Annotated in this window: 21 protein-coding genes and 2 pseudogenes; 19 read left to right on the plus strand and 4 right to left on the minus strand. The window is 61.4% G+C overall.

What is annotated here, in order from left to right; all coding sequences use genetic code 11:
• Nucleotides 1–185 precede the first annotated feature (185 nt).
• Complete coding sequence (locus tag EC919_RS26385) at nt 186–611, plus strand: cell wall hydrolase (protein ID WP_133777241.1); 426 nt, start codon at nt 186–188, stop codon at nt 609–611.
• Between the two features lie 208 nt (nt 612–819).
• Here EC919_RS26385 and EC919_RS26390 read toward each other — a convergent pair whose 3' ends face one another.
• The gene (locus EC919_RS26390; RefSeq protein WP_133777243.1) at nt 820–2,445 is read right to left on the minus strand and encodes a methyl-accepting chemotaxis protein; all 1,626 of its coding nucleotides are present in this window, start codon (nt 2,443–2,445) and stop codon (nt 820–822) included.
• 262 nt (nt 2,446–2,707) lie between these two features.
• On the opposite strand from EC919_RS26390, the gene EC919_RS26395 reads away from it, so the two are divergent.
• A complete protein-coding gene (locus EC919_RS26395) occupies nt 2,708–3,592 on the plus strand; it encodes an EamA family transporter (protein ID WP_133777245.1) in 885 nt (294 codons plus the stop codon).
• Nucleotides 3,593–3,672: 80 nt separating this feature from the next.
• Here the strand turns inward: EC919_RS26395 and EC919_RS26400 are convergent, their stop codons facing one another.
• Both EC919_RS26400 and EC919_RS26405 read right to left on the minus strand, forming a co-directional pair.
• The gene (locus EC919_RS26400) at nt 3,673–4,122 is read right to left on the minus strand and encodes a DUF805 domain-containing protein (protein WP_133777247.1); all 450 of its coding nucleotides are present in this window, start codon (nt 4,120–4,122) and stop codon (nt 3,673–3,675) included.
• Nucleotides 4,123–4,138: 16 nt separating this feature from the next.
• Nucleotides 4,139–4,508: pseudogene (locus tag EC919_RS26405) on the minus strand (DUF4190 domain-containing protein).
• Nucleotides 4,509–4,837: 329 nt separating this feature from the next.
• Here EC919_RS26405 and EC919_RS26410 point away from each other — a divergent pair.
• Nucleotides 4,838–7,060, plus strand: a complete 2,223-nt coding sequence (locus tag EC919_RS26410; protein ID WP_133777249.1) for a TonB-dependent siderophore receptor — start codon at nt 4,838–4,840, stop codon at nt 7,058–7,060.
• A gap of 45 nt (nt 7,061–7,105) precedes the next feature.
• Here EC919_RS26410 and EC919_RS26415 read toward each other — a convergent pair whose 3' ends face one another.
• Complete coding sequence (locus EC919_RS26415; protein WP_133777251.1) at nt 7,106–7,834, minus strand: SOS response-associated peptidase family protein; 729 nt, start codon at nt 7,832–7,834, stop codon at nt 7,106–7,108.
• A 98-nt stretch (nt 7,835–7,932) separates the two neighbouring features.
• On the opposite strand from EC919_RS26415, the gene EC919_RS26420 reads away from it, so the two are divergent.
• From EC919_RS26420 to EC919_RS26495, 16 genes and pseudogenes are all read left to right on the plus strand, one after another.
• The gene (locus EC919_RS26420) at nt 7,933–8,373 is read left to right on the plus strand and encodes a LexA family protein (protein ID WP_133777253.1); all 441 of its coding nucleotides are present in this window, start codon (nt 7,933–7,935) and stop codon (nt 8,371–8,373) included.
• 116 nt (nt 8,374–8,489) lie between these two features.
• Nucleotides 8,490–13,094: an AvrE-family type 3 secretion system effector gene (locus EC919_RS26425; protein ID WP_133777255.1), complete on the plus strand. Its 4,605-nt coding sequence runs from the start codon at nt 8,490–8,492 to the stop codon at nt 13,092–13,094.
• Between the two features lie 133 nt (nt 13,095–13,227).
• Nucleotides 13,228–14,313, plus strand: a pseudogene (locus tag EC919_RS26430) (transglycosylase SLT domain-containing protein); the annotation flags it as partial.
• 1,064 nt (nt 14,314–15,377) lie between these two features.
• Nucleotides 15,378–16,319, plus strand: a complete 942-nt coding sequence (locus tag EC919_RS26435; protein WP_133777259.1) for a sigma 54-interacting transcriptional regulator — start codon at nt 15,378–15,380, stop codon at nt 16,317–16,319.
• Between the two features lie 308 nt (nt 16,320–16,627).
• Complete coding sequence (locus EC919_RS26440) at nt 16,628–17,536, plus strand: sigma 54-interacting transcriptional regulator (RefSeq protein WP_133777261.1); 909 nt, start codon at nt 16,628–16,630, stop codon at nt 17,534–17,536.
• A gap of 170 nt (nt 17,537–17,706) precedes the next feature.
• Nucleotides 17,707–18,036 (plus strand): hypothetical protein, encoded by a 330-nt coding sequence (locus EC919_RS26445; protein WP_133777263.1) that lies wholly within the window; start codon nt 17,707–17,709, stop codon nt 18,034–18,036.
• A gap of 53 nt (nt 18,037–18,089) precedes the next feature.
• The gene (locus EC919_RS26450; protein ID WP_133777265.1) at nt 18,090–19,142 is read left to right on the plus strand and encodes a harpin HrpZ family protein; all 1,053 of its coding nucleotides are present in this window, start codon (nt 18,090–18,092) and stop codon (nt 19,140–19,142) included.
• Between the two features lie 41 nt (nt 19,143–19,183).
• Nucleotides 19,184–19,558: a type III secretion system inner rod subunit SctI gene (gene sctI / locus EC919_RS26455; RefSeq protein WP_065989211.1), complete on the plus strand. Its 375-nt coding sequence runs from the start codon at nt 19,184–19,186 to the stop codon at nt 19,556–19,558.
• Between the two features lie 9 nt (nt 19,559–19,567).
• Complete coding sequence (gene sctJ / locus EC919_RS26460; RefSeq protein WP_133777267.1) at nt 19,568–20,371, plus strand: type III secretion system inner membrane ring lipoprotein SctJ; 804 nt, start codon at nt 19,568–19,570, stop codon at nt 20,369–20,371.
• A complete protein-coding gene (locus tag EC919_RS26465) occupies nt 20,371–20,913 on the plus strand; it encodes a type III secretion protein (protein WP_133777269.1) in 543 nt (180 codons plus the stop codon). Before sctJ ends, EC919_RS26465 begins: the two co-directional genes overlap by 1 nt.
• 37 nt (nt 20,914–20,950) lie before the next feature.
• Nucleotides 20,951–21,532, plus strand: a complete 582-nt coding sequence (sctL, locus tag EC919_RS26470; RefSeq protein ID WP_133777271.1) for a type III secretion system stator protein SctL — start codon at nt 20,951–20,953, stop codon at nt 21,530–21,532.
• A gap of 90 nt (nt 21,533–21,622) precedes the next feature.
• Complete coding sequence (locus EC919_RS26475) at nt 21,623–21,847, plus strand: type III secretion protein (RefSeq protein ID WP_133777273.1); 225 nt, start codon at nt 21,623–21,625, stop codon at nt 21,845–21,847.
• Nucleotides 21,834–22,262 (plus strand): type III secretion protein, encoded by a 429-nt coding sequence (locus EC919_RS26480; protein WP_133777275.1) that lies wholly within the window; start codon nt 21,834–21,836, stop codon nt 22,260–22,262. Before EC919_RS26475 ends, EC919_RS26480 begins: the two co-directional genes overlap by 14 nt.
• A 1-nt stretch (nt 22,263) precedes the next feature.
• Entirely contained in the window at nt 22,264–24,369 is a 2,106-nt protein-coding gene (gene sctC / locus EC919_RS26485) for a type III secretion system outer membrane ring subunit SctC (RefSeq protein WP_133777276.1), read from the plus strand.
• Entirely contained in the window at nt 24,366–24,569 is a 204-nt protein-coding gene (gene hrpT / locus EC919_RS26490; protein ID WP_074891941.1) for an HrpT family type III secretion system protein, read from the plus strand. Before sctC ends, hrpT begins: the two co-directional genes overlap by 4 nt.
• A gap of 2 nt (nt 24,570–24,571) precedes the next feature.
• Entirely contained in the window at nt 24,572–24,931 is a 360-nt protein-coding gene (locus EC919_RS26495; protein ID WP_133777278.1) for a type III secretion protein HrpV, read from the plus strand.
• Nucleotides 24,932–25,048: the final 117 nt, after the last annotated feature.

Here is a 25,048-nt window from a genome sequence, read left to right on the forward strand (position 1 = left end):
GAGCCATTGCAGCCGCCATGGTCATTGCAATCGTGATGGGACTGCTGATTGCGCTCCGGCAGATTCGCGTTGTCAGTCTGCAGGGTGCCATCGCCCTCGAGCGTGACGCGCGGCAGACCGCCCCCAAAAGCACATCCGATCGTCTAGCCCGCCGTTGAGCGGACTTTTTCGCCTGGAGAATAATCATGACCGTGACTGACAAAGATCGCGACGTCCTCGCTCGCACGCTGTATGGCGAAGCTCGCGGGGAGGGCCTTGCCGGAATGCTGGCCGTGGCCTGGACGATCCGCAACCGAGTGAACGATGGACAGGAAAAGTCATGGTGGGGGGAGGGCTACGCCGGGGTATGCCAAAAGCCCTATCAGTTCAGTTGCTGGAACAAGGACGATCCAAACTATCCATTCCTGAGCGGCGCGCGACAGATCCCGTTCCGCGATTTGGCGCAGTGCCAAATCGCTGCTGACCTGGTGATCGACGGCAAGGTGCCAGACCCCACCGGTGGGGCGACTCACTACTACGCGACCACTTTGTCGAGGGCTCCGGCGTGGGCAGCCAGCGCCAAGCGGACTCTGAAACTCGGGAACCACATGTTTTTCAAGGGCGTTCCCTGATCCGCAGCACAGTCATCAGCAAGCCGTCCGGGGCAGGCTCGCCGTTGAGCGCCCGGCCCCTCACCGTAAACGTTTCGCCAGCCCGCAGTCCTGCTGAACTACCCGCCGCCAAACACGGTAAAAAACCCCGCATCTGCGGGGCTTTTTACGTTTCCGGGGGGTGGCATGGGCCCTGGAACCCGCTTCAGAGCGTCAAAGCAGCGAGGGGCTAAAGCCGGAACTTGCCGACCATGTCGTTGAGCCTGACCGCGAGTTTCGACAGCTCGTTGCTGGCTTCCAGTGTCTGTCTCGCGCCCTCTGTGCTTTGCATGGCCAGATCGCGAATGCTTACCAGGTTTCTGTCGACATCGCGGGCAACGTGCGCCTGTTCCTCCGAAGCCGTCGCAATCTGCATATTTCGTTCATTGATCTCCAGCACCGCATCGGTGATCAGGCGCAGGGACGAGCCGGCGTCTTTCGCAGAGGTCAGCGTGCTGTGAACCTCCTGTCTGCTTTTGTCCATGGACGCCACCGCAGCGGCAGACCCTGACTGGACCTTGGTGATCATCTGCTCGATTTCCTGAGTAGACAGTTGGGTCCTGTGCGCCAGTGCCCGTACCTCGTCCGCCACCACAGCAAAGCCGCGTCCCTGTTCCCCGGCGCGCGCCGCTTCAATCGCCGCGTTCAACGCGAGTAGGTTTGTCTGCTCGGCGATGGCCCGGATGACGCTCAGCACTTTTGTAATATCGTCAGCCTGGCTGGCCAGGGCCTTGACCTGTACCACAGAGTTGTCCACGAGGTCGGCGAGGTTCGTCATGGCCGTCACCGTGTGGACCACCCTGCGGTTGCCCTCTTCAGCAGATGTGCTGGATGACTGTGCGGCCTCGGACGTTGAGTTCGCATTTCTCGCCACTTCTTCCACTGCCGCACTCATCTCGGTGACCGCAGTGGCAGCCTGTTCGATCTCGCTGTTCTGTCTTTGAAGTGTCCGGTCTGCGCTTTCGGTGATCGATGTCATTTCGACGGAGGCGGTGCTCAGTTGGTCGGCTGCTCCCGATATCTCCGTTATCGTGGTCTTTAAATTGCCGGCCATGAGATTGAGCGCAATCATCAAACTGGATACCTCATCCCGCCCCGTCACGGCGAGGACGCCGGAGAGGTCGCCCGTTGCGATCTTCTCCGCGAAGGTCAATGAGCTGGCGACCGGCTTTACGATACTTCGGGTGAGGGCATACGCCAGGCCTATGGTCAGAGCCGAGGCAGCCAACACGACGGAGACAAGCACCATAATGCTGTGGCTGTAAACCTCTGCAGCGCGATGCCCTGCGCTGACGGCATTCTGTGAATTGATGTCACGCAGCGTGGTGAGCTCTGCCTGATACTGCGTCGCGGTCTGCGCTTGCTCGGTGTTGGCGAAGTCCAGTGCGCTTTGATGGTCGGATTTATTCAGCGCAATGATATTTTTGACGCCTGATATGTATTTTTCCATCAGGGCGTTTGCTATTTGAAACTGCCGTTTATCTTCGTCGTTGGTGACCAGATGCGCCCGGTAATAGCCCGTCTTCTCATCGAGCGTAGCGATGTATTGGAAAATATTATCCGTGACCTTGCGTTCTGCATCCGGGCCCGACACCGCCAATAACCGTACGCTTTCCAGTCGGGTATGCAGCAGTGCAATCTGAATATCGTCGATCACCTGAATGCTGGGAACCACGTCAGTTTCCAGGCTTTGCTCAGTGGCACGCATTTCATCAATTTGAACGTACGCGAATACGCCAAGGCCTAGCAGAATGAGCGTAATGAGACCAAAGCAAAGCAGCGCTCTGGTTGAAATCTTGAAGTTTTGTAGTTGCATGGGGTCTCTCCAGAGCTCCAAAGGAAGGCGCTGAGGTCCGTTCCAGCAACCACCGTGTCTGCCGGATTCTCGATTACTTAAGGTACGTCCAGCGGATAGACGGGCATATGGCTATCATGGTCGCGTGTTTGCGCAGTGCTCAATAATCAATTAACTAATTCTTCATTTAATACCGCCAATGCGTTTGCAAACGGGGCGAGCCTGAGGCGATTATCGCTTCTCGGGATCGTCCCGAAATACCTGCCAACCATTAAGGAACACCATGCCGTTTAAAGACCTTTGCCTGGCATTGCTGGTCATCATTGCGTGGGGTTTGAATTTCATCGTGATCAAGTACGGGCTGGATGGCCTGCCGCCGATGTTGCTGGGCGCGCTGCGGTTTACGCTGGTCGCGATTCCCGCCGTGTTCTTTATCCGTCGTCCGCAGTTGCCTTGGTTTTGGCTCCTTGCGTACGGCGCGACCATTTCTTTCGGTCAGTTCGCCTTTCTATTCGAGAGCATGGCCCATGGCATGCCACCGGGGTTGGCGTCCTTGCTGTTGCAAGCGCAGGCATTCTTCACGCTGCTGTTCGCGGCGATATTCATCGGTGAGAAATTACGCATTTTCAGCGTGGCGGGCTTACTCATCGCCGCTGGCGGTCTGACCCTGATCGGCATGGGCACGGGGGCTGCGACACCGCTGCTGGCGGTGTTGCTGGTGTTATGCGCGGCTTCGATGTGGGCGTTGGGCAATATCATCACGCGCCGGTTTGGGAACGTCGATCTCGTTGCCCTGGTGGTCTGGGGCGCGATTGTTCCGCCGCTGCCGTTTCTCGCCATGTCGTTGTGGCTAGAGGGGCCTGCGCTCATTGAACATTCGTTGCTTAACCTGGGATGGAGTTCGGTGCTGTCGCTGGCTTACCTGGCTTTCGTCGCCACGCTTTTCGGTTACATCAGCTGGAGCAAGCTGCTGTCTCGCTATCCAGCGGGCAAGGTCGCGCCGTTTTCCCTGCTGGTGCCGGTGGTCGGCCTGAGTTCATCAGCATTGGTGCTGGGCGAGCGACTCAGCGTCCTGCAATGCGCGGGGGGTGTGCTGGTGATGCTGGGGCTGACGGTCAATCTGCTCGGGCCCAAGCTGTTCAGCCGTGGGCGACAAGCGACCGCTTGATGTGCGGGGATCAGGGTTTCGCGATGCAAACCCGATTCAGGCAGTTGCGCCGTCCAGGGACGGCGCCCCTTCCGATCAGCTTACTGGGGAGCCGGCCCAAAGCGGTTATCGCCTTTCTGACCTTCCGTAGCCAGGAACACGATGTTGGCGAACGGCACAATGAGCCACCAGCCGCTGCGATCAGTGTCGTGCAGTCGGCGAACGCCAACGGCGAGGGAGGGTATCAATAACGCAAGGCTATACACATTCGAGATCATTGAATTGCTGCCGATGATGGCGTCGACAACGGCAAGCGCGATTGAGATCAGGAAGCTGATCAGGAAAAACATCCAGTATTCCTTGCGCCGCGCCCTCCCACTGAACACCGCGTACTTTTTCAGAACGTCTACATACCAGTGAAAAAAACCTGGCTGGGCGACAACTGCAGCACTATTGCCGCCGCCTGCGTACGCCAACTGCGGTGCGCCGCACTGCGGGCACGTGACAGCACCATCACTGATTTCCTTTGCACAACCACGACAAAATGCCATTTGAATCTTCCTTTGATTAATTAACACACAGTCCAACGAAAACAAGCAGCGAAACACCGGATAACACAGTCCCGGCGATGGCCATGCCATAGCCTGGTCTTTTGGTGTTGATAGTGATGATCCCCAGAATCAGGGCGACGACGGAGAACAGGCCCAGGCCCTGAATCGTCTCAAGGTCCCACTCGCCTTGGTCAAAGAGCGCAAGCGTGCACACGATACTGAGCACGAGCGAAATGATTGCCATCCAGGGAGAGCGTACGTTTGCAGGGGGGGGTGTTGCTGAGGTGAAGTGTTGCTGAGGTGATTTGACTTGCGCCACATTGCGGGCAAGTGACTGCCGTTTCATGCAGCTCCTTTGCACCGCCACGACAAAATACCATCGCCATCTCATATCCCTATAGTAGAAAGGCTTGTAGGTGCATGTCGGCTGCCCGGCTGAAATCTTTAGAAAAGATTTTGTAGGCATCCCTCGCGGCCTGTCGCGAACCCCGCACCCCCGTCATTGCAGAGCATTTGGCCGCCCGTTCATCCCCTTACAATACCAGCCCTTGCAAGACGAATCAGAAACCTTAACAACTGATAACGCTTTGCATTACCAATTTATACAAAAGTTGTTACGATCGGCGCCCTCATAGCTTTTCGCCATGCGGACCGTCGCTTTTCAGGGGGCCGTGCCGCCGATCAGCACGCCTTCGTCCTCTCCAGGAAGCACCCGATGCTACGTCCCGCCCTGCCAGCCTTGTCGGCACTCGTCGCCCTTGGTTTCTCCAGCCATTCCTTCGCAGTGCCGGTGCAGCAGGATTCGCCCGATCAGCCATCGGTCACATCGCCCGCTCCACCGGGCAGTGCCAGCGGCAACTCGGCGCCGGGTGCAGTGGCTTTGGAAGGCCTGAGCATCAACGCCGATTACGGCATCGCGGGGCAAGCGACCACGGAGAATTCAGGCTCTTACACAACGGGTTCCATGAACACGGCAACCAAGCTGCCGCTTTCCATTCGCGAGACGCCGCAGTCGGTGAGTGTGATCACTCGCCAGCGCATGGACGATCAGGGCATGAACGACCTGAACGACGTGGTGAAATACGCGCCCGGCGTGACGTTGCACCGAACGGCGTCGGACCGTCAGGAGTTTCTGGCGCGCGGTTTCAAGATCGACAACATCATGTACGACGGCCTGCCGAGCAGCATCAGCACCTACACCCAGGACGTGATTTCCGGCGCGGATCTGGCCATGTACGACCGCGTCGAAGTGGTGCGCGGTGCGACGGGACTCATGACTGGCGCGGGCAGCCCGGCAGCGACGCTGAACCTGGTGCGCAAGCGCCCAACCGCCGTGCCACAGGTGAGCGTGACCACCAGCGCCGGCAGTTGGGATCGATACCGCACCGAGGTCGATGCGTCGAACAAACTCAACGATGCTGGCACCGTTCGCGGCCGTGTCGTGGCGGCGTACGAAGACGACAAAAGCTTCTCCGACATCCGCAAGAATCAGCGCCAGACCTTTTACGGCATCCTCGAAGCCGACCTGAACGACTCGACCACCTGGACCGTCGGCGCGTCCAGACAGCGTGACGACAACACTTCGGACTGGGGCGGTCTGCCCAGCGGTCCGAACGGCGAAGACCTGCACCTCAAGCGTTCGACCTTCCTCAGCAACGACTGGTCGTATTGGAACAAAGACAACATCATGTTCTTCACCGACGTCACGCACCGGTTCGACAACGGCTGGTCGACCAAGCTGGCGGGGCAGAAGATCTGGGCCGAAGCGGACACCTTCTCCAGCTACGTCGGCAACTACGATGGTCTGGGCTTTCAGCAATACCACGGCAAGTACCGCGACGACGATGACCAGACCAACCTTGATGCGTCCCTCAGCGGGCCGTTCCAGATGTTCGGTCGCGAGCATGAACTGGTCGTGGGCGTGAGTCACCGGCAGGAGAAGTTTCACCAGTGGGGCGGCTGGACCGACGGCACGCCGATCGACCTCTACAACCCGACCCACTCAGTGACCAAACCTGACGTCGACACCAGCCTTTACGAAACCCGCAACGCCGCCACTGAAGAAGGCGTTTACGCCGTGGCGCGCCTGAACCCCATCGACCCGCTGCACGTCATCCTCGGCAGCCGCGTCAGCTGGTATGACTTCGACAACCGCGTCGGCAGTGGCGATTACAAGGTGGTCCGTGAAGTCACGCCGTACGCTGGCGTCATCTACGACCTGAACGACACCTACTCGGCCTACGCCAGTTACACCGAAATCTTCAAGCCGCAGACCGAGATGGACTCCTCGCGCTCGGTGCTCAAGCCGATGACCGGCAAGAACTACGAGATCGGCCTGAAGGGCGAATACTTCGACGGCGCGCTGAATGCATCGGTGGCGCTGTTTGAAATGGAGCAGGAGAACCGCGCGTCTCTGGTCCAGGACCAGAACTCCACCAATTGCCCGAGCTTTCCGGCTTCCAGCTGCTACGGCGCAGCGGGCAAGGTGCGCAGCCGCGGGATCGACACCGAACTGAGCGGCGCGCTGACGCCGGACTGGCAGTTCTCGGCGTCGTACACCTACGTGCTGAGCCAGTTTGTCGAAGACGGCACCAAAAGCAACGAAGGCAAACTGTTCGCCCCCGAGCAGCCGAAGCACCTGTTCAAAGCCGCGACCAGCTACACCTTGCCGGCCGAGCTGCACAAGTGGCGAGTGGGGGCGGACGTGCTGGCCCAGAGCAAGACCTTCAACCGCGTCGGCGACGGTCAGGCCGATCAGGACGCTTACGGCATCGTCGGCCTGATGGCCGGCTACACGCTGAACGAGCACTGGGACGGCCGGGTCAACGTCAACAACCTGTTCGACACCCGCTACTGGCAGGGCCTTCCGAACGCGTCGGGGACCGGCGTTTACGGCGATCCGCGCAACCTGATGTTCTCGGTGAAGTGGACGCTCTGATCACTCGCCGTACCCGGCACATCGTTTGATCGCAACGCACTGCGATCAAAGGTCCTCGGCCTGATCTTCCGCCAGCAAATCGAGCCCGGCCAGGGGCTCGATCAGCTGCGCGCCTTCGTTGCGCACATTCCCGACGTCCTTGCCCACGGCATGCCAGTGAAAATCGCTGACCGGCCGGCAGCCTTCCTGGGCGATTTGCGCGAGCCGTGACGCCGGCGTCTGCGGGTCGACCCATTCCCGGGCCAGCTCTGGCGTCAGTACCAGCGGGCGGCGGTCGTGGATGTCAAGCATGCCGGCATCGCTGGCGGCGGTGATGATGACGAAACCATCGCGTTCGTCCGGCTCAAGGCCGGGCCTGACCTGTCCCAGCGCGGCGAAGTACATCGGCTCCTGGTCTTTCAAATGGATGAAGTACGGCTGTTTGCGCTTCGCATCGTTTGGGTCTTTGACCCATTCGTACCAGCCGTTGGCGGGCGCCAGGGCGCGCCCGTTCGGCCACAGGTCTTTGAAGAACTTGCCGGTCATGACCGTTTCGACGCGCGCATTGATCGGGTCGGGCCGTTTGCCTTTGGCCCAGCAGGGCGACCAGCCCCAGCGCACCTTGTCGACGCTCAGGCCGTCAGCCACTGGCCGGATGATCTCGACACGGGTGGTCGGCGCCACGTTGTAACGCTCGATGGGCCAGAGATCGTAGCCATTGATCACCAGCTGCTCTGGCGCAAGCGTCTTGAGGTAATGGTCCATTGGCTCGTAGATCGAGTAGCGTCCGCACATGTGTCACCCGTCGAATTTTCCTGCATACCAGATTGACCGCGCGCGGCTGAGAACGTTAACTGTATATACGTACAGTTAACAAACACAAGGTCAGTCTCATGAGTGTCACCATCCTTGGCCGATTGTCGGCGGCGGGCGAACGGTTTCCCCTTTACGCCTTTCAAGTGCCGGCGGGTTTTCCCTCGCCGGCGGCCGATCACATCGAGCGGCACATTTCGCTGGACGAGTTGTTCGATATCCGCGCCCCCCATGTCTATCTGGTGAAAATAGAAGGCGACAGCATGCAGGGCGCGGGCATCTATTGCGGCGATCTGGTGATCGTCGACCGCAGCCTGTACGCCGAACACGGCGACATCGTCATCGCCGCGCTGAATACCGAGCCGGTCTGCAAGCGGCTGCACATGCGGGGCAACGAGGTCATCCTCAAGTCCGAGAACAGCAAATACCCGCCGCGCTATGTCATGGATGGCGACGAGCTGCTGATCTGGGGCGTGGTGAAGTACAGCGTTCGCGATCACGACAAGGTGATGCATTCGTGAGGCGCGGGCCTCTTTTATAGGTCGCAGGCAAGAAGACGGGTACAAAGGCTCAATCCGGTGGGAACCCTTCGGGCGTCGGCAGCCACTCAGGCGGACGCTTCCATGGATGTCTTCTCATGCGCTTTGATAACCCGTTGCGATCGCTTCAACACTTCGGTGCCTCAGTCTTTCGCCGCCATGACGGCCCGCAGCAGCCCGCCGCCGGGCAAAACCCCGGCGTTGCCCTGCAGCCGTTAGACCCGCTGACGCGTCTCGACCTGGCGGTCAATGCTCAAGGGCGTGTGGAGGTCAGCGATAAGGGGCTCATTGGAGGGCTGGACAACGAACAGCGTCTGTTGAGCGAGATCCTCAACAAGCCGGGCCAGTCGTTTACAAAGCATCCGGGCGGTCAGTTGATCGACGCCCAGGGCTTTGCCGTCAGGGCCGACGCGTCCGCGCATACGGTCCATGCCTATGTTGCTTCCAGGCCTCATCGCACGGGCGGCGTGGCGCCGGCGATACCCTTCGACAAGGGGCATCTGGCTCAGAAAAACGGCATCTTCGAAGGTGCTGGCAGGGACGTCTGGACCCTTCATGACAAGCAGCTTTTTCGCTTTGGCGGCGACGCCGGTTGGCACGCCGCCGGCGTGCCCGATGGCCACGAGGGCAAGTTCAAATCATTGAGCCTTGATGGCGGCGATGTCCACGCCCTCGATGAAACAGGCGTTGTCTGGAAGCTGGGCGACGGTCAGCCAACGCGCGTGATGTTTGCCCATCCGGTGAGTGCGACGGCGGTCCGTGACGATGAGTTGCTGGGTGTGTCGTCGCACGACGGGGCCGTTCATCTGGAGGAACCGGAAGGTCGCTCCACGGAGCTGACTCTCAACGGCGCGCCATTGGGTGAAAAAAAAACCGACAAGCCTTCAGCCATCGGCGTCGCCGGGCCGCATTTGCTGATGGTCGACGGCGGTGGGCGGTTGTACAAAGGTCGGTTGCCCACCGGTGACCAGTGGCCGGACACACTGAATCTACAGCCCCACGCCGCGAGGGAGTTGGCGGTCGCGGAGTTTGGCAAGCTGACCTTCAGCGGTCTGTTCAATGACCAGGCCGGCAATCTGAACGCGCGGTTCAAGGACGCCCATGGCAAGGAGCACACCGCTCAATGGGACGCAACCAAGGGTGATTTCGTGCCGGGCTGGAACCTCAGCCAGTCCACGGCGGTGGTCAGGCAGAAGAATTTGCCGGCGCTGGTCCCCGATCCCCACGAGGTGATTCACCTGGATGGCGGCAGCGTGGCGCACAAAAACGGCCAACTGCTGGTGAACGACCCGAGAACCGATGCGTGGAGCAAGGGTTCGGAGTCGGATCTGCAGGACCTGCATCAAGGCAATGACGGCTTCGCGTATGTGGTCGACAAAGAAGGCGCGGTCAAGCGTCTGGCCGTGCAGGCCCAAGCGTTGTCGAGGACGATGGGCAGCGGACCGGACCTCACCACCGGGCATGGCACTGAGGTGAAAGCGGGCGCAACGTTGCGTGGCGCCCACGATGTCGTCGCAGAAAAAATCGCGGTGCTCAACGATGATCGATACGTCACCCTGAGCGACGGACATCTGCGCAGCCACGACCAGAAAGGCACGCGCCAGGCACTTCCGCCGTTGCCGGGCTTTGGCGACGACGAGACACTGGGCATTCCCGATCCCCATGAGGTGGACCAACGTCATATCCAGGACATGACCATCGCAGGCGGCGACCTCTACGTGCTCAAGGCCGGCGCGTTGTTTCGCATGGAGGCGAAACACTGGCAGGGCGGCAAGGAGGGCTTGGGGGTTCATCATCAGGATGAGTCCGCCTGGGCCCTGGTTGAGCCGAATCTGCCAGCGGGTGTCTCGCTGGACAGCATTCGCACTGCCCCCGGTGGCGCCCTGCTCGTGAAACATGGCGACACCGAACAGCAGTTGAACGCCGATGGCACCCTCACCGCAGCGCCTGCCCAGCCCGCCAAACTGACCCGACAGCATGATTTGCATCAACGCCTGGCCGAACGCGAGCACGCCCTCGGTGGGTTCACCCGCCACGGCAACCTCAAGGTCAACGCCGCCGTGCTGGGCCGGGCCAACATGGAAACGGTCACGCCCAAGGAAGCCACGCCCGGCCCATTTAACTACCTGAGGTCGCACCTTCGCCTCGGGTCGGGCCTGCGCAAGCCGTTCGACAAGGCCACCCATGTTTTCAAGGGCCGCAAAGGCCTGGCGGATGTCTATCAAAACGAATCCGACATGCTGGCGCGACTGGATCAACGCTGGAGGATGAGGCCCACTGCCAGGGTCCCGGCGATGAGCGCGCGACTGGAGCAGATTCGCGGCAACGGCGCGTTCATCAACAACCCCAAGGCTGACCTGCTGACCGACGTGATCGAGAAGGCCACCCAAGCCGTGACCGAAGACACCGAGCGGCTGCTGCGCTCGCTGGCTCAAGACCATGGCGTACTGAACAGCGATGGTCAGGACAATCCCGCGTTCACGCCGTCAAAACCGGTTGCCAACGACATGGTGGCCGGGCTGGCACACTCCTTGGCGGTTTCCGGCGTAACCGACACACCGTTGAACGCGTTGCTTGAACAGCTGACCTCCCAACGCTTTCAGGTCGGCCATCGCAAGCCCGAGGGTGATCGCGACCGGGGCGATGCCCAGGGGCTGGTAAAAGCGCGGCTGGCGCTCAACGCCGATGTGCTCTTTCAGTTGAATCAACAGCTTGATCTGCTCACGGCCGCCGCCCGCGAAGGCAATACGTCGAACGCGCTGCTCGATGGCGTGGCGAACACCCTGGAACAGACGTACGCTAAGGAATACGCCAACGCGCCGCTGAAGAAATACACCGACGCCGGATTCCGCAGCCACACGGAACTCGAGGCCAGCTACGACGCCAGCAAGACCATGCTCAAATACTTCCGCGATGAAAAGCACCCGATGACGCAGAACCTGCGCGCCGGGATGGACGTCCCGCCCGAGCGCATGAGCGAAGAACTGAGCACGGCACTGCGTCAGCTCAAACCCCGGGAGAACCTGAAAATCAGCCGCAACTATGCCGGCAACGTCAACGCCGGGGTCAGTGGTCCGGTCACGGGGGCTGCGTATCTGGGCGGGCGGGTCAACGTCGAGCCGGAGCGCACCTACGGCCTGACCTTCACCCGCTACGAGCGCGGGCTGAAGGTCTCGATGAACCGCGACGGCGCCGTGGCGGGCGGCGGCAACATTGGCTTCGGTGCCGGGTTTGCCGATCACGCCGCGCCGAAACAGGACACTTCCGCCAACCTGATACAGAACGGCAGCTGGATGGGCGTCAGCGCCGACCTCAAATACAAATACACCCAGAGCAACGCGCTGAGTTTCTTCGTGCGCGACGAGGACATCGAAGGCTTCGTGCGGGACCTGACCAGCACACCCTTGCAAAAGAGTAGCGACGCGCAGGGGGCGGTGGCCAGCCGGCTGCATCCACTGTCTTTCCTGGACGAAAGCTCCGAGCAGGAACTGCGCATCGGCACCAAGCACAACGCCGATGTCGACCTGAACCTCGGCGCCGAGTACCGGCTCAACGCAGGGCAGATAGGCGCGAAGCCGGTCAAGGGGTTCATGCGTCTTTCGGCTGGCGCCGTGGGCACCGCCAACCTGGCCAGCTACGAGCGCGAGCGGGTGAAAGGACGAGGGTCGGACGGTTTGCGCACCGATATCCGCACCGACAACAGGGTGCGTTTTCTGGAGAAGGGCGGCGCCACCGCTTACGCGCGGTTGTTCGATGCTGCTTTCAGCTCGCAGCCTAACCACGTGTTTCTGTCCGGCGGGGTGCCAACGGGTGTCACCGCCAGCGTCGTGGTGGAAAACAAGACCGGCAAAGCGTTTGATATCCGTTTCAAGGACACCTTGCCGTTGCTGCCGGCCGAGACCAAAGCGCTGGCCAGTACGCTGGAAAAGGCGTTTCCGCTGATCGATGCGCCGGACCTCTCGGGCAAGGACGCAAAGGCGCAACTGGACGCGCTGGCCTCGACCTATGCCGCCGTGACGATTCCGCCCGCCGAGCCGTTGACCAACGCCCAGTACGCCGCGCTCAACAGCCTCAGCCAGACCCAGCGCCAGGACAAGGCGGCGGATCAGAACACCCGGCTGATGACGACCATGGATTTCACCACCAAACAGAGCAACGTCAACCGCATCGACCGCGCCAGCAATAGCAAGCGCGCCACCGATCCGGTGCGCGCCTGGCTGGGGGGGACGACCAATTCGGGCAATGCCGAGAGAATCGCCGGGTTGATGAATCAGGACCCGCAACTGGCCGGGCTGATCAAGGAGCTTCAGGACCGCAAGGGCACTACCCGCGCGGAGATCAAACTGGAAGTGACGGACGACGCCAAGGCCGAGATTGATCAGATGGCCATCGCCGGGACGCTCAACGACGCGGCCTTGAAGCAGATTCTGGACGACGAGCAAAATCTGCGCATCAAGAGCATCTCGGTCTTTCGCAACGCGGCCAAGGAAGACTCGTTCACCCTGCCGGGGGTTTGGACGAACTTTCGCAGTGGCAGCAACCTGAGCGTCGAGCGACTGCGCGGCGAGATCACGTTCGACTACGCCGAAGCTCAGCAGTCGCCGGTCGGTTACAAACTTGAGGGGCAACTGACTGCCGAGCGCGACACGCCGTCATTGCGCGGCATGGCGGCGCCAGGCGCGGGCAGCTATCGCCCGACCTGATTGCGTCGATGACCCGGTCCGGCCGGCGTTTTTTCATCCGGCCGGAGCGCGGTTTTCCCGGTATTCAGCCTTCTGCCACGGAACCGTTCCAGCGCCCGTGCCACACAGCATAAACTTCTCAGGATGACCTCCAATGCCGCCTGCCTCCCGCCCGTATTCGGGCGCTTTGCGTGTCGTTCTTCCGATGCGCATCGCTTCACTGACTGTTGCGATGTTGTGTGCCGGGTGCCAGTCCTACGGCCCGCCCGAGGCGAGTACCGAACGCACGCCGCGCCTGGTGGCGGGGCTCAATCGCAGCGTTGAGCCGGTTGCGTACTCGCGGCCGACGCTACCCTATGACGGCAGTGATATCTGGCAGCGGATAGGGCAGGATTTCCGTCTGGCCGACGACAATGGCGTCAACGAGCGCATTGTGCGGCAGCGCGACTGGCTGCTGGGCAACGCAGGCTTCATCCGCAATGCCAGTCAGCGGGCCAGCCCGTATCTGCACTTCATCGTCGAAACCCTGGATCAGCGCGCAATGCCGGCGGAGCTGGCCCTGTTGCCGATCATCGAAAGCGCCTACAACCCCACAGCCAACTCGATCCGTGACGCGGCCGGGCTGTGGCAGTTCATGGCCGCCACCGGGCGCGATTTCGACCTGCGCCAGACCGCCTGGTATGACGGCCGTCGCGACGTAGTGGCGTCCAGCAAAGCGGCGATGGATTACCTGACCCGGCTGCACACTCAGTTCGGCGGCGACTGGCTGCTGGCGATGGCGGCGTATAACGCAGGGGAGGGCACGGTGAGCCGGGCCATCGACGCCAACCAGCGAAAAGGTTTGCCCACCGATTACTGGCACTTGAGCCTGCCGAAGGAAACCCAGGATTACGTGCCGCGCTTGCTGGCGCTGTCGTTGCTGGTGCGCGACCCCGAGACCTATGGCGTGAAGCTCAGCCCGGTGGCCAATGCGCCGTATTTCACCGTGCTGGAGCTGGCGCGGCCGGTGGACCTGGAACGCCTCGCCGTCAGTGCCGGCATTGATCGCTCGGTATTGTTGAACCTCAATCCGGCGTTCCTGCGCAAAAAAACCGTCGACGGACCCTCTCGCCTGCTGGTGCCGCGCGACCAGTTCGAGCAGCTTTCCGCCACCCTGGGCAGGATGACCGACGACGTCATGCACGGTAACGAGGCACTGGCGGTCAGCACGGCCACCGCGTCAGCGGGGATCGTGCGTCCCTGACGCACCGTTTCAGCCGCGAGGTTGTCCGCCTCGGGCCCATTTTTGGCAGCAATGGGTCCGGCGTATGTCGGTGCGGATACACATCGGCGCGCCTGCTCTTCACCGCCCATCTATCTGCGCCAGCCGGGTCAGACGTATTCAAGCAATCAATTAACGAAAATTTCACCGAACTTTTCGGGTGTTGTGTAAAAGCGCTGATACATCCCGGCCAGCTGCCGCCTTAAGACACAATTAGAAACATCCGCCTCGACAGGTTGACGGGAGCCTTGGTTCTGTCAGCTCAGCCGATAAGCCATCTTTCGCGGCAACGGTTAGTTGGATCCTATTATCGGATCTGCAGGGATGCGCAAACCTTTGCTTTGCTTTTAATAGTCCAGATGAGGAGAGGCGTAATGCCCGACCCCCTAAATTCAAGGGGTCTGGACCTATACGCGAGAGTACAGTAAAGCGTGTTCGGAAAACCGAGTTGAAACGGTCGGATTTCCGAACGGAGTTAAACTAACAGTCTTTGAAACTAACAGGCAGTCTGCAAGTGGTTCGGCAACTTTAAGTGTGCACGTCCGCTTATATAAGTTCTCGGGGGAGGGTGATATATAAGTCTGGCGAGAAAGTGGGTGCTTGTTAATAGCGGGTGCAAGTGGATATTTATCAGGCCGCGGCCGGGCGCGCATGATAAATGACAGTAAGTTTGAAGCTGATTGAATAAGCGTGCTAGAGCGTCAACAGCCACCCGACAGGGGAGGCGACCAGACAGAGCAAGAGGGAACGCACCATGGCAGAGCATAACCTGATGATTGTTAAGCTATTGTGATGCAGGCGTCAGGCGGGCCGGGCTTTTGGCAGCACGCGTAAGTCATCGTCCAGTCGGGGGCAAGGGACGATTTTAAATAGTCGTTTGAATGTTTTGTGGATGATTAGTTGTCGTCGTCAATAAAGTCAAAGTGCTATCACTGAGGCGTTGTGAAGTAAGTCTCAGCGCGTTGGGGAACTAAATTTAATTATTGCTGCCTTTGGAATGCGTGGTATTAATAAATCGCTTGCTCCCACTACGAGAGGTATCGATGAAAGAAGAAATCGATGTAAGCGACTGTTCCTGTCAGCCCGAAAATGTGGCGCTGGATATCCAGCAAATAGCATTGAATACCGCAAACCTGAGTATGGATTTGCTGCTGTGCGGGGAGACTGGAACAGGCAAGGATACGCTGGCCAAACGTATTCATGACTTGTCCGGTCGGACAGGTTCTTTCATTGGCATGAACTGCGCGGCTATTCCGGAATCCCTTGCGGAGAGTCAGTTGTTCGGGGTTGTGAATGGCGCGTACACCGGCGTCAATCGGTCACGGGAGGGGTACATCGAAGCGGCCTGCGGCGGCACGCTGTACCTGGACGAGATCGACAGCATGCCGCTGAGCCTGCAGGCCAAGCTGCTGCGGATTCTGGAAACCCGGGGCATCGAGCGATTGGGGTCGACCGATTTCATTCCGGTGGACCTTCGGGTCATCGCCTCGGCGCAGCGCCCTCTGGATGAACTCGTGGAACAAGGGCTTTTTCGTCGTGACCTGTTTTTTCGGCTCAATGTGCTGACCATTCAAATGCCAGCCTTGCGCAAGCGTCGCGAACAGATCCTGCCGTTGTTCGACCAGTTCACCCAGCAAGTCGCCGCCGATTTCGGCTGCCCGGTCGCCGAGCTGGACAATCGTCTGGTACAGCTGCTCCTCAGCCATTCATGGCCCGGCAATATTCGCGAACTGAAGTCTGCCGCCAAACGGTTTGTGCTGGGCTTCCCGCTGCTGGGCGGCGATGCGACCGCGGATCGTGATCTGGAAACCGGCCTGAAGACCCAGCTGCGCGTCATCGAGAGGATGCTCATCGAAGACGCACTCAAGCGTCACAAACACAGCCTGGAAGCGGTGGTGCAGGAGCTCGAAATTCCCCGGCGCACTTTGTATCACCGAATGAAAGAGCTGGGCATGAACGATGCCGAAGAAGCGGCGATTTCGTAGGACCGGCTTCAGCCGGGAAGAGGCCGGTGTGAGCGGCATAAGATTTGCGGTGTAACGCCTGACGCCTTCCCGGATGAAGCGGCGATTTCGTAGGACCGGCTTTAGCCGGGAAGAGGCCGGTGTGAACGGCATGAGATGTGTGGTGTGACGCCTGACGTCTTCCCGGCTAAAGCCGGTCCTACAAACGCGAGTTCTGCCCAGAGTCCCACAAATACCTGCCCCACCAAGCGCGCTGTTTCGCAATGGACGCCTCGCAGCCAATCTCGCGCAGCCAATGTCGCGTAACCCTGAAATACCAGAGGTCGTGGATGAGTGTGTACGAGTTATTCGATGAGCAACTGGAAGACGACCATCAGGTGCCGAACCTGCGGGTGGTGGCCCGCAGTCTCGGTCAGTTGGGGATCGACCTGCTACTGTCAGGCGAAACCGGCACTGGCAAGGACACCGTCGCCAGCCGGATTCACGCGCTGTCCGGTCGCAAGGGCCGGCTGGTCGCGATGAACTGCGCGGCCATCCCGGAATCCTTGGCCGAGAGCGAGCTGTTCGGCGTGGTCAGCGGCGCCTACACCGGCGCTGATCGGGCGCGGGTCGGCTACATCGAAGCGGCCCAGGGCGGCACGCTGTACCTCGACGAGATCGACAGCATGCCCCTGAGCCTGCAAGCCAAACTCCTGCGGGTGCTGGAAACGCGCTCCGTCGAGCGGCTCGGCTCGACAACGCCGATTGCGCTGGACGTCTGCGTCATCGCCTCGGCCCAGCGCTCCCTCGACGAGATGGTCGAGCAGGGACGTTTTCGCCGAGACCTGTATTTCCGCCTGAACGTCCTGACCGTGACCCTGGCGCCGCTGCGCGAGCAGAGAGCACGCATCCTGCCGCTGTTCGCCCGTTTCGCGGAGGCTGCGGCGCAGGAATCAGGTATTCCGTTGCCCGAAACCACTGGTGTGCTGCGCCACGTCCTGCTCAACCACGACTGGCCGGGCAACATCCGCGAACTGAAATCCGCGGCCAAGCGCCACGTCATGGGCTTTCCGCTGCTGGGCGGGGAGGCCAGCGATGAGGGCGAATCGTCGGGCCTCAAATCGCAGTTGCGGGTGATCGAAAAAGCCCTGATCCAGGCGGCGCTCAAGCGCCACAACAACAGCGTCGAGGCCGTGAGCCAGGAGCTCGACATCCCCCGTCGCACGCTCTATCACCGTATGAAAGAACTCGACGTCTGACCTGCGCGACCCGCTGCCTCTGGCTGGCACACCCTCCGTCCACACAGCCGAATACGCAGCGTCCCCGCCCACCCCGAATTTTATTGAGCAACTGGCGGAACCGATCCTGAGGTCCGGGCCACCCATTGGCACCAAGCACTTTCGCTGGTGATGACTCAGGAGTGTTCGACATGAATCCAATCTCAATGGTCGGTGGTTTGGCCAACAGCGCTATCAATGCGGGCGGGCAAATGACTCAGCAAGCCGCCAGCGCTGTGACCAATGTCAAGCAGGAAAACCAGATCACCGAGTCCGCCGCCCCTTCCAAGGCCGAAGCTGCACAAAACGCCGCCACCGAAAAGTCCGATGCAAGCCAGGCGCGCCTGATTGCCATGCAGACCGAAGCCGACATCCGCAAGCAGACCAACGACGTCCTCAGCGCTATCCGTTCCGGCAAGGAAGACAGCGCCAACAAGGCGATCAGTGCCGAGGCGCAGAACGCCAAGGGCATCAGCTACTGATCGGTCCGAGCGCCCCCTGAAAACGGGGGCATCCACCTGAGGAGGGAGGTTTCATGCTAAGTCTCAATGCCAATACCAATCCGATGCAGAACCTGCACATCGGCACCGTGGCGACCCAACCAGCGCTGGGCGGCGACAAGACCCCGCAGTCGCTCAAGGACGTCATCGACCAACTCGCTCAGGCGCTGACCAAAGGCGGGCACCTGGACAAGGAATCGCCGCTGGGCCAGATGGTCGGCAAGCAGATGGAGAAGAACAACCCGCTGGCGTCACTGGCCGGTGGCAGTCCGGACATGATCAAGGCCGCACTGGGCGACCTGATCAAAGACAAGCTGGGCGAAAACTTTGGTGCTGCCGCCGATGCGGGCCAGGCGGGCGCCGGCGCGCCGGACCTGATGTCGCAGACCCTCAACGGTCTGGCCAAGGCGTCTCTGGATGATCTGCTGACCAAGACGGACAGCGGCACCACCTTCTCCAAGGGCGACATGCCGCTGCTGGAAAAAATCGCCGAATTCATGGACCAGCGCACGGCCCAGGATCCGCAGAAATTTCCGGCGCCGGACTCGGGCTCCTGGAAGAATGAACTCACGGCCGAGGGCGACAACTTCCTCGACGGCAAAGAAACGGCTGCATTTCGCTCTGCACTGGATTCGCTGGGCAGTCAGCTCGGTCAGCAACAGAACGGCGTCAGTGATGCCGGCGGCGGATCGCCATTGGGTAATCCGGTCAGCAGCCTTTCTCCCGCCGATCCATCGGGCGGCGCTGCGCAGACCCCGAACAGCGTGAATCAGGACCTCGGCCAACTGCTGGGCGACCTCCTGCAGAAGGGCGTCAACGCCAGTGTTGGCGGCGGCCTCGGCACGCCAATGAACGATGCCTCTCAGTCCGGCGGTGCCGGCAACAGCGTGACCCAGGACCTGGGCCAACTGCTCAGCGGCCTGATCAAGAAAGGGCTCGAAGCTGAACAGAACGGTGCCGGCGTCAATGGCGCAGGTGGGCAAAACCCGTTCGCCCAACACGATCAGCAAAACACGCTGGCCCAGGCTGCTTCCGCCCTCGTCTCGGCGCTGGTGGGCGGCGGTAGCAACAGCAACACCCTTTCCTGAAGCAAACCGTACGCATCGACACCGTCTGCCGGAGATCGCCCGTGACCCTTTCCAATGTCAACCAACTCAAATCGCCGTCCACCGATCTTGAGCCGCGCCTGGATCAGGGATTGGTCAGCGGGCCTTCGCAGGCGGACGTCGATCTGTTCAACGCCGCCATGCGCCCTGAACTGTCGATGCAGCAGAGCCATTTGTCCGAACAGATTGCCAGTGCGTTGTCGGAACGTCTTGGCGCCACCGACAAGCTCTCGCAGCAAGCGGCGCGCAAGATGAAACGGGCGTCCACCACCGACGACCCGCTGGAAATTTCCCAGATGAGTCGGTCGCTGTCGCAGTACTCGCTGCAGATGGCGCTGACCACCAAAGTCGTCAGCAAGAGCGCCCAGGCCCTCGATAAGCTGACCAACCTGCAGTAGAGGCATGCCGTGAACTACCTGACTGCGGGACTGATCTGCCTGATGCTGTTGCTCAGCGGGTGCAGCGATGACACAGACCTGTTCACCGGGATGTCCGAGCAGGATTCCAATGACGTGATCGCCAGCCTCGCCGACCAGCACATCGACGCGCGCAAGCGCAGCGAGAAGACCGGCGTGGTGATCAGCGTGCCGACCGCCGAGATCAATCGCGCGGTGCGCATCCTCGATGCCGCCGGCCTGCCGCGCCGTTCGCGCACCAGCCTGGGTGAAATCTTCAAGAAGGAAGGGGTGATTTCCACGCCGCTGGAAGAGCGTGCGCGGTACATCTACGCCTTGTCCCAGGAGCTGGAAGCAACGCTGTCGCAGATCGACGGCGTGATCGTCGCCCGCGTGCATGTCGTGCTGCCCGAACGCATCGCGCCGGGCGAGCCGGTGCAGCCTGCGTCGGCGGCGGTGTTCATCAAACACACCGCGGCCCTCGACCCCGACAGCGTGCGTGGGCGTATTCAGCAAATGGTCGCCAGCAGCATTCCCGGTATGTCCGGTGAGCCGCTGGATTCGAAGAAATTCGCCATCGTGTTCGTGCCGGCGGCGGAGTTTCAGGACACCGAACGGCTGGTGAATTTCGGGCCGTTTCTGGTGGACAGCGCCAATGTCGACTTCTGGAATCGCATGCTGTGGCTCGCGCCGTTTGCCGCGCTGCTGCTGATTGCCGTGATCGTGTTGATTCTGCGCGGCGACTGGCGCAATGCGCTGTTGCAACGCATCGGCCTGCGCCGCAGTGCCCGGACGAGCATGCCGGTGCGGGCGTAATGATCAGTGCCGAGGAGCACTGGATTCGCTGGTGGTGTGCGCCCTGGGAGTGGGCCCACGCCGACTGGATCGAGGTGTTCGCCGAGCATTGCGGCGTGACGCGCGAGGATTGCACCGAGCTGTTGGGCACCCGCCACACTGTCTTTCTGCACAGCGTCGGTGTGGTCCCGAGCCAACCGCCGCCGCCCGTTGAATCGCTGATGCAATGGCTGCAACTGGATGAAGCGCAGCAACAGCGGGCGCTGTCCCTGGCGGGCCGAATCTGTTTCGGCCAGGGCACGCAGGCCAGCGCTGACGACGCCGGGCAGGTGCATGAGCCTTGGTGCCGCGCGGTGGCCAAGGCATTGCGGCCCGGGTTGTGGCTCGATGCTTCGGTGACGGATGCGCGGGTGTTGCTGGCGGCGTGGGCGGGCGAGCCTTGCTGGTCGCGGCTGCGCCTGTCCTGGGCGCCGGATGCCTTGCCGCCACCGTGCGCCGAGCTGCCCGAGAACAAGCTGCAAACCCTGTGGCACTCGGTGTTATGGCGGGTGACGACACCTTGATGCTTGCAGTTACCTCATTGTTATTCAGGAGCTGAACATGCTCGCCAAGCGCCGTCTCGTGTTGTCTTCCTCCGCCGTGCTGGTCACCGACATCCTGCGTCGCGAAGACCTGGCCGGTACCGTGCTCGCCGCCGAAGTGCTGGACAACGCCCGTGCAGAGGCCGAGCAGATTCTGGCCGCTGCCCACGCTCAGGCGCAGCAGGAAAAGGATCAGGCGCTGGCGCAATTCTGGGACAGCGCCAACGGTTTTCTGCAGCAGCTTGAGCAGCAGCGATCGGCGCTGGCGCAGGAATCCATGGAGGCTGTGGAAACCTTGCTCAACGAAGCCCTCGCCGAGTTGCTCGACCAGACCACACTCGCCGAACGCAGTCGCGCGCTGATGAGAAATCTTGCCGCCGGCCAGACCGTCGAAACCAGGGCGGTGCTCAGCGCTCATCCGGCCATGCTCGACAGCCTCGGCGAGTGGTTGTCGGCCAGTCGCTTTGCCGATCACTGGCAACTAAAAGGTGACCCGGCGCTGGCGCCGCAGACCCTGCGCCTGAGCGATGCCAATGGCGCGTTCGACATCGACTGGGACAGCCTGCGCCGCGGGCTCGCGGGCCCTTCGGCGCATTCATGAGTTTTTCTTGACCCGGTTGTGACGGTTCATGGAACCGGAGCGGCCGCCGGTTCCACTCAGGGGGTGAATCCCTCAGTTGGAGCCACCGGCATGATCAGTTTCAAATCCCTGCAAAACCACCTCGATCACTCCTATTCCCGCGCCCAGGACGACATGCAGGACGCCGCCGAAACCGCCTCGGAAAGCGGCAGCATGGAAGACTTTCAGGCGTTCAGCGATGCCTCGCAGCAGACCAACGTTGCCAACATGATTCTCAACGAAGGGCTGCGCGCCAAACACGGCATCACCAAAGCGATCATCGATGGAATTCAGTGAATTCAGCGCGATCCTCGCTCAGTGGTGCGAGCGACGTCCGCTCGCGCCGCTGGATTGCTGGATCGACGACGCCAACGCGCGACTGGCGGTGTCGGGCAACGGCATTCGCCTGAGCCTCGATGTGCTCGATCCCTACGACGGCAGCGACCCGCAGCGCCTCGACGCCGTGCTGACCCAAGGCGGCGCCGGCGTGGCCTGTGCCTGTGAGGGCGGACTGGCCATCGACCCCGACACCCGCTGCGTGGTGTTGGTCAGCTGGGTCGCCGACCCCTGCAACCCCACGCAACTGCTCGAACGTCTGGAGCGCCTGGCCAATCAGCGCGCCGCGATGCTCAGCCTCATGCAAACCTCGATTCGCAGCGCGACCGCTTCGTCGTCCCGCTCGACCCTCAGAACCTGGCAACCGGGAGTGTGAAATGCGCAAGGCCTTAATGTGGTTGCCTTTGCTGATGATCGGCATCGGCGCGCCGGCGCTGGCCGCGGTGCCGGACGCCTGGAAACACACCGCCTACGCATACGATGCGCGGCAGACCGACCTGGCGACTGCGCTGGCAGACTTTGCCAAGGAATTCGGCATCGGTCTCGACATGCCGGCGATCCAGGGCACGCTGGACGGGCGCATTCGTGCGCAGAACCCGCAGGAATTCCTCGACCGGCTGGGGCAGGAGCATCACTTCCAGTGGTTCGTCTACAACGAAACCCTGTACATCAGCCCGACCAGCGAGCAGACCTCGGCGCGCATCGAAGTGTCGCCGGAGGCGGTCGATGACCTGCAGCAGGCGCTGTCCGATGTCGGCCTGCTGGACAAGCGCTTCGGCTGGGGCGCATTGCCCGACGAAGGCGTGGTGCTGGTGCGCGGTCCGGCCAAGTACGTCGACTTCGTGCGCAGTTACAGCAAGAAGGTCGAGGCCCCGGAAAAAGCCGAGAAGCAGGACATCGTGGTCCTGCCGCTGAAGTACGCCAACGCCGCCGACCGCACCATTCGTTATCGCGATCAGCAACTCACTGTCGCCGGCGTCGCCAGCATTCTTCAAGAGTTGCTGGAAAGCCGCTCCCGTGGCGAGTCCATCAACGGCGTCAACCTGCTGCAAGGGCAGAGCGGCGCAGGGGGATCTGCGGGCGGCGGCACCACGTCGTCGGGCCTGAATTACGGCGGCATGCAAAGCCAGGGGTTTGACACCGGCGCCATCGAACAGGGGCTGGACCGGGTGCTGGGTGCCAAGGGCAAACGCGGCGGTTCCTCCAGTGAAGCGGCGGGCCGCTCGAAGATCCGCGTCAGCGCCGACGTGCGCAACAACTCGGTGCTGATCTATGACCTGCCCAAGCGCCGGGCGATGTACGAGAAGTTGGTCAAGGAACTGGATACGCCGCGTAACCTGATCGAGATCGACGCGGTGATTCTCGACATCGACCGCAACGAACTGGCGCAGCTGTCCAGCCGCTGGAATTTCAAGGGCGGCAGCGTAAGCGGTGGCGCCAACCTGTTCGAGCAGGGCACCAGCACCACGCTGTTCATTCAGGACGCCGGCAAGTTTTCGGCAGACCTGCATGCCCTCGAAGGCAACGGCGCGGCGTCGGTGATCGGCAATCCGTCGATCCTGACCCTGGAAAACCAGCCGGCGGTGATCGACTTCAGCCGCACCGAATACCTCACCGCCACCTCCGAGCGGGTCGCGGACATTGTGCCGATCACGGCGGGCACCAGCTTGCAGGTGATTCCGCGCTCCCTGGACCAGAACGGAAAATCTCAGGTGCAGCTGATCGTCGACATCGAAGACGGCCAGATCGACACCTCGCAAATCAACGAAGACCAGCCGTCGGTGCGCAAGGGCAATGTCAGCACCCAGGCGGTGATCGCGGAGCATGGCTCCCTGGTGATCGGCGGATTCCACGGGCTGGAAACCACCGACAAGGTCAACAAGATCCCGCTGCTGGGCGACATTCCGGTCATCGGCAAACTGCTGTTCCAGTCCCGCAGTCGCGAGCTGAATCAGCGTGAGCGCCTGTTCATCCTCACGCCGCGGCTGATAGGCGATCAGATCAACCCGGCGCGCTACGTGCAGAACGGCAACCCCCACGACGTCGATGACCAGATGAAGCGCATCAAGGAACGTCGCGACGGTGGCGAACAACCGACCCGCAGCGACGTGCAGAATGCCTTCACCCAGTTGCTCGACGGCGTGACACCGGTGGGCTTTAACAGCGGCGAGACCCTGCCGTTCGAGGCCGACAGCCTGTGTGATCCAGGTGCCGGGCTGAGCATGGATCGCCAGCGTTCCCAGTGGTTTACCCGCAAGGATTGGGGTGTCGCGGTGGTCGTGGCGCGCAACACCACCAGCAAGCCGGTGCGCATCGACGAAAGCCGCTGCGGCGGTCGCTGGGTGATGGGTGTCAGCGCCTGGCCCCATGCGTGGTTGCAGCCGGGGGCGGAGAGTGAGATCTACATCGCCCTGCGCCAGCCGCAGGTGTCGAGCAAGGCCAAACAGAACCGACCTTCGCTGCTCAAGGGGGCTACACGATGAACCTGCGCGGTTTGCTTTTGCTGTTTCTGGTCACCGCCACGCTGGCGGGGTGTGCCACCCATGGGTGCTCGGGTTATTCGTGCAAGCGGCCGGATTCCAATGACCGGGAGCTGGTGATCTGGTGGCCGCCGGACATGCGTCAGGGGATTGATGAGCGTGACCATGAGCAGGATTTTACTGTGGTGCCATTAAAGGACTGAGCATGATTCGGGTATCGGAAAAATCAGCGTTTTATGCCCACGTCGCCGCCGAGCGTGCGGCGATCTGGCCGGTGGCAACGGGCGTGGCGTTTGTCAGTCGACGTGAGCATCGGGACTGGGGCATCGCGCTGCATATCGAGGGCCGCGCCTTGCGCCCGGAGCAGTTGCGCGATGCGTTGGAGCGGCGGTTTTCGCAGGCGGAGTTGTTCAACGATTTCTTTTTGTTTCTGGATGTGCAGCGGGATTTTGTGGTCTGGCATGCGGTGCCGGATGCGCAGGGGGCGGGGGTGAGTCTGGACAGTATTCGTCGGCAGGAGTTGGAGCTGGCGGGGTTGGGGCATCTGAGTGATGCTTTGCAGTGATTCAAGATCCTTAAGATCAAGGGCGTCTGCCTGGGGGCAGACTGTTTCGCCTTCGGCGACTTACTTTTGAAAAGCACCAAAAGTAAGCAAAAGTGCCTGCTCTCGGTTTGGCCCGAC

Origin of the sequence: Pseudomonas graminis (assembly GCF_004364335.1) — a bacterium.
GTDB lineage: Bacteria > Pseudomonadota > Gammaproteobacteria > Pseudomonadales > Pseudomonadaceae > Aquipseudomonas > Aquipseudomonas graminis_D.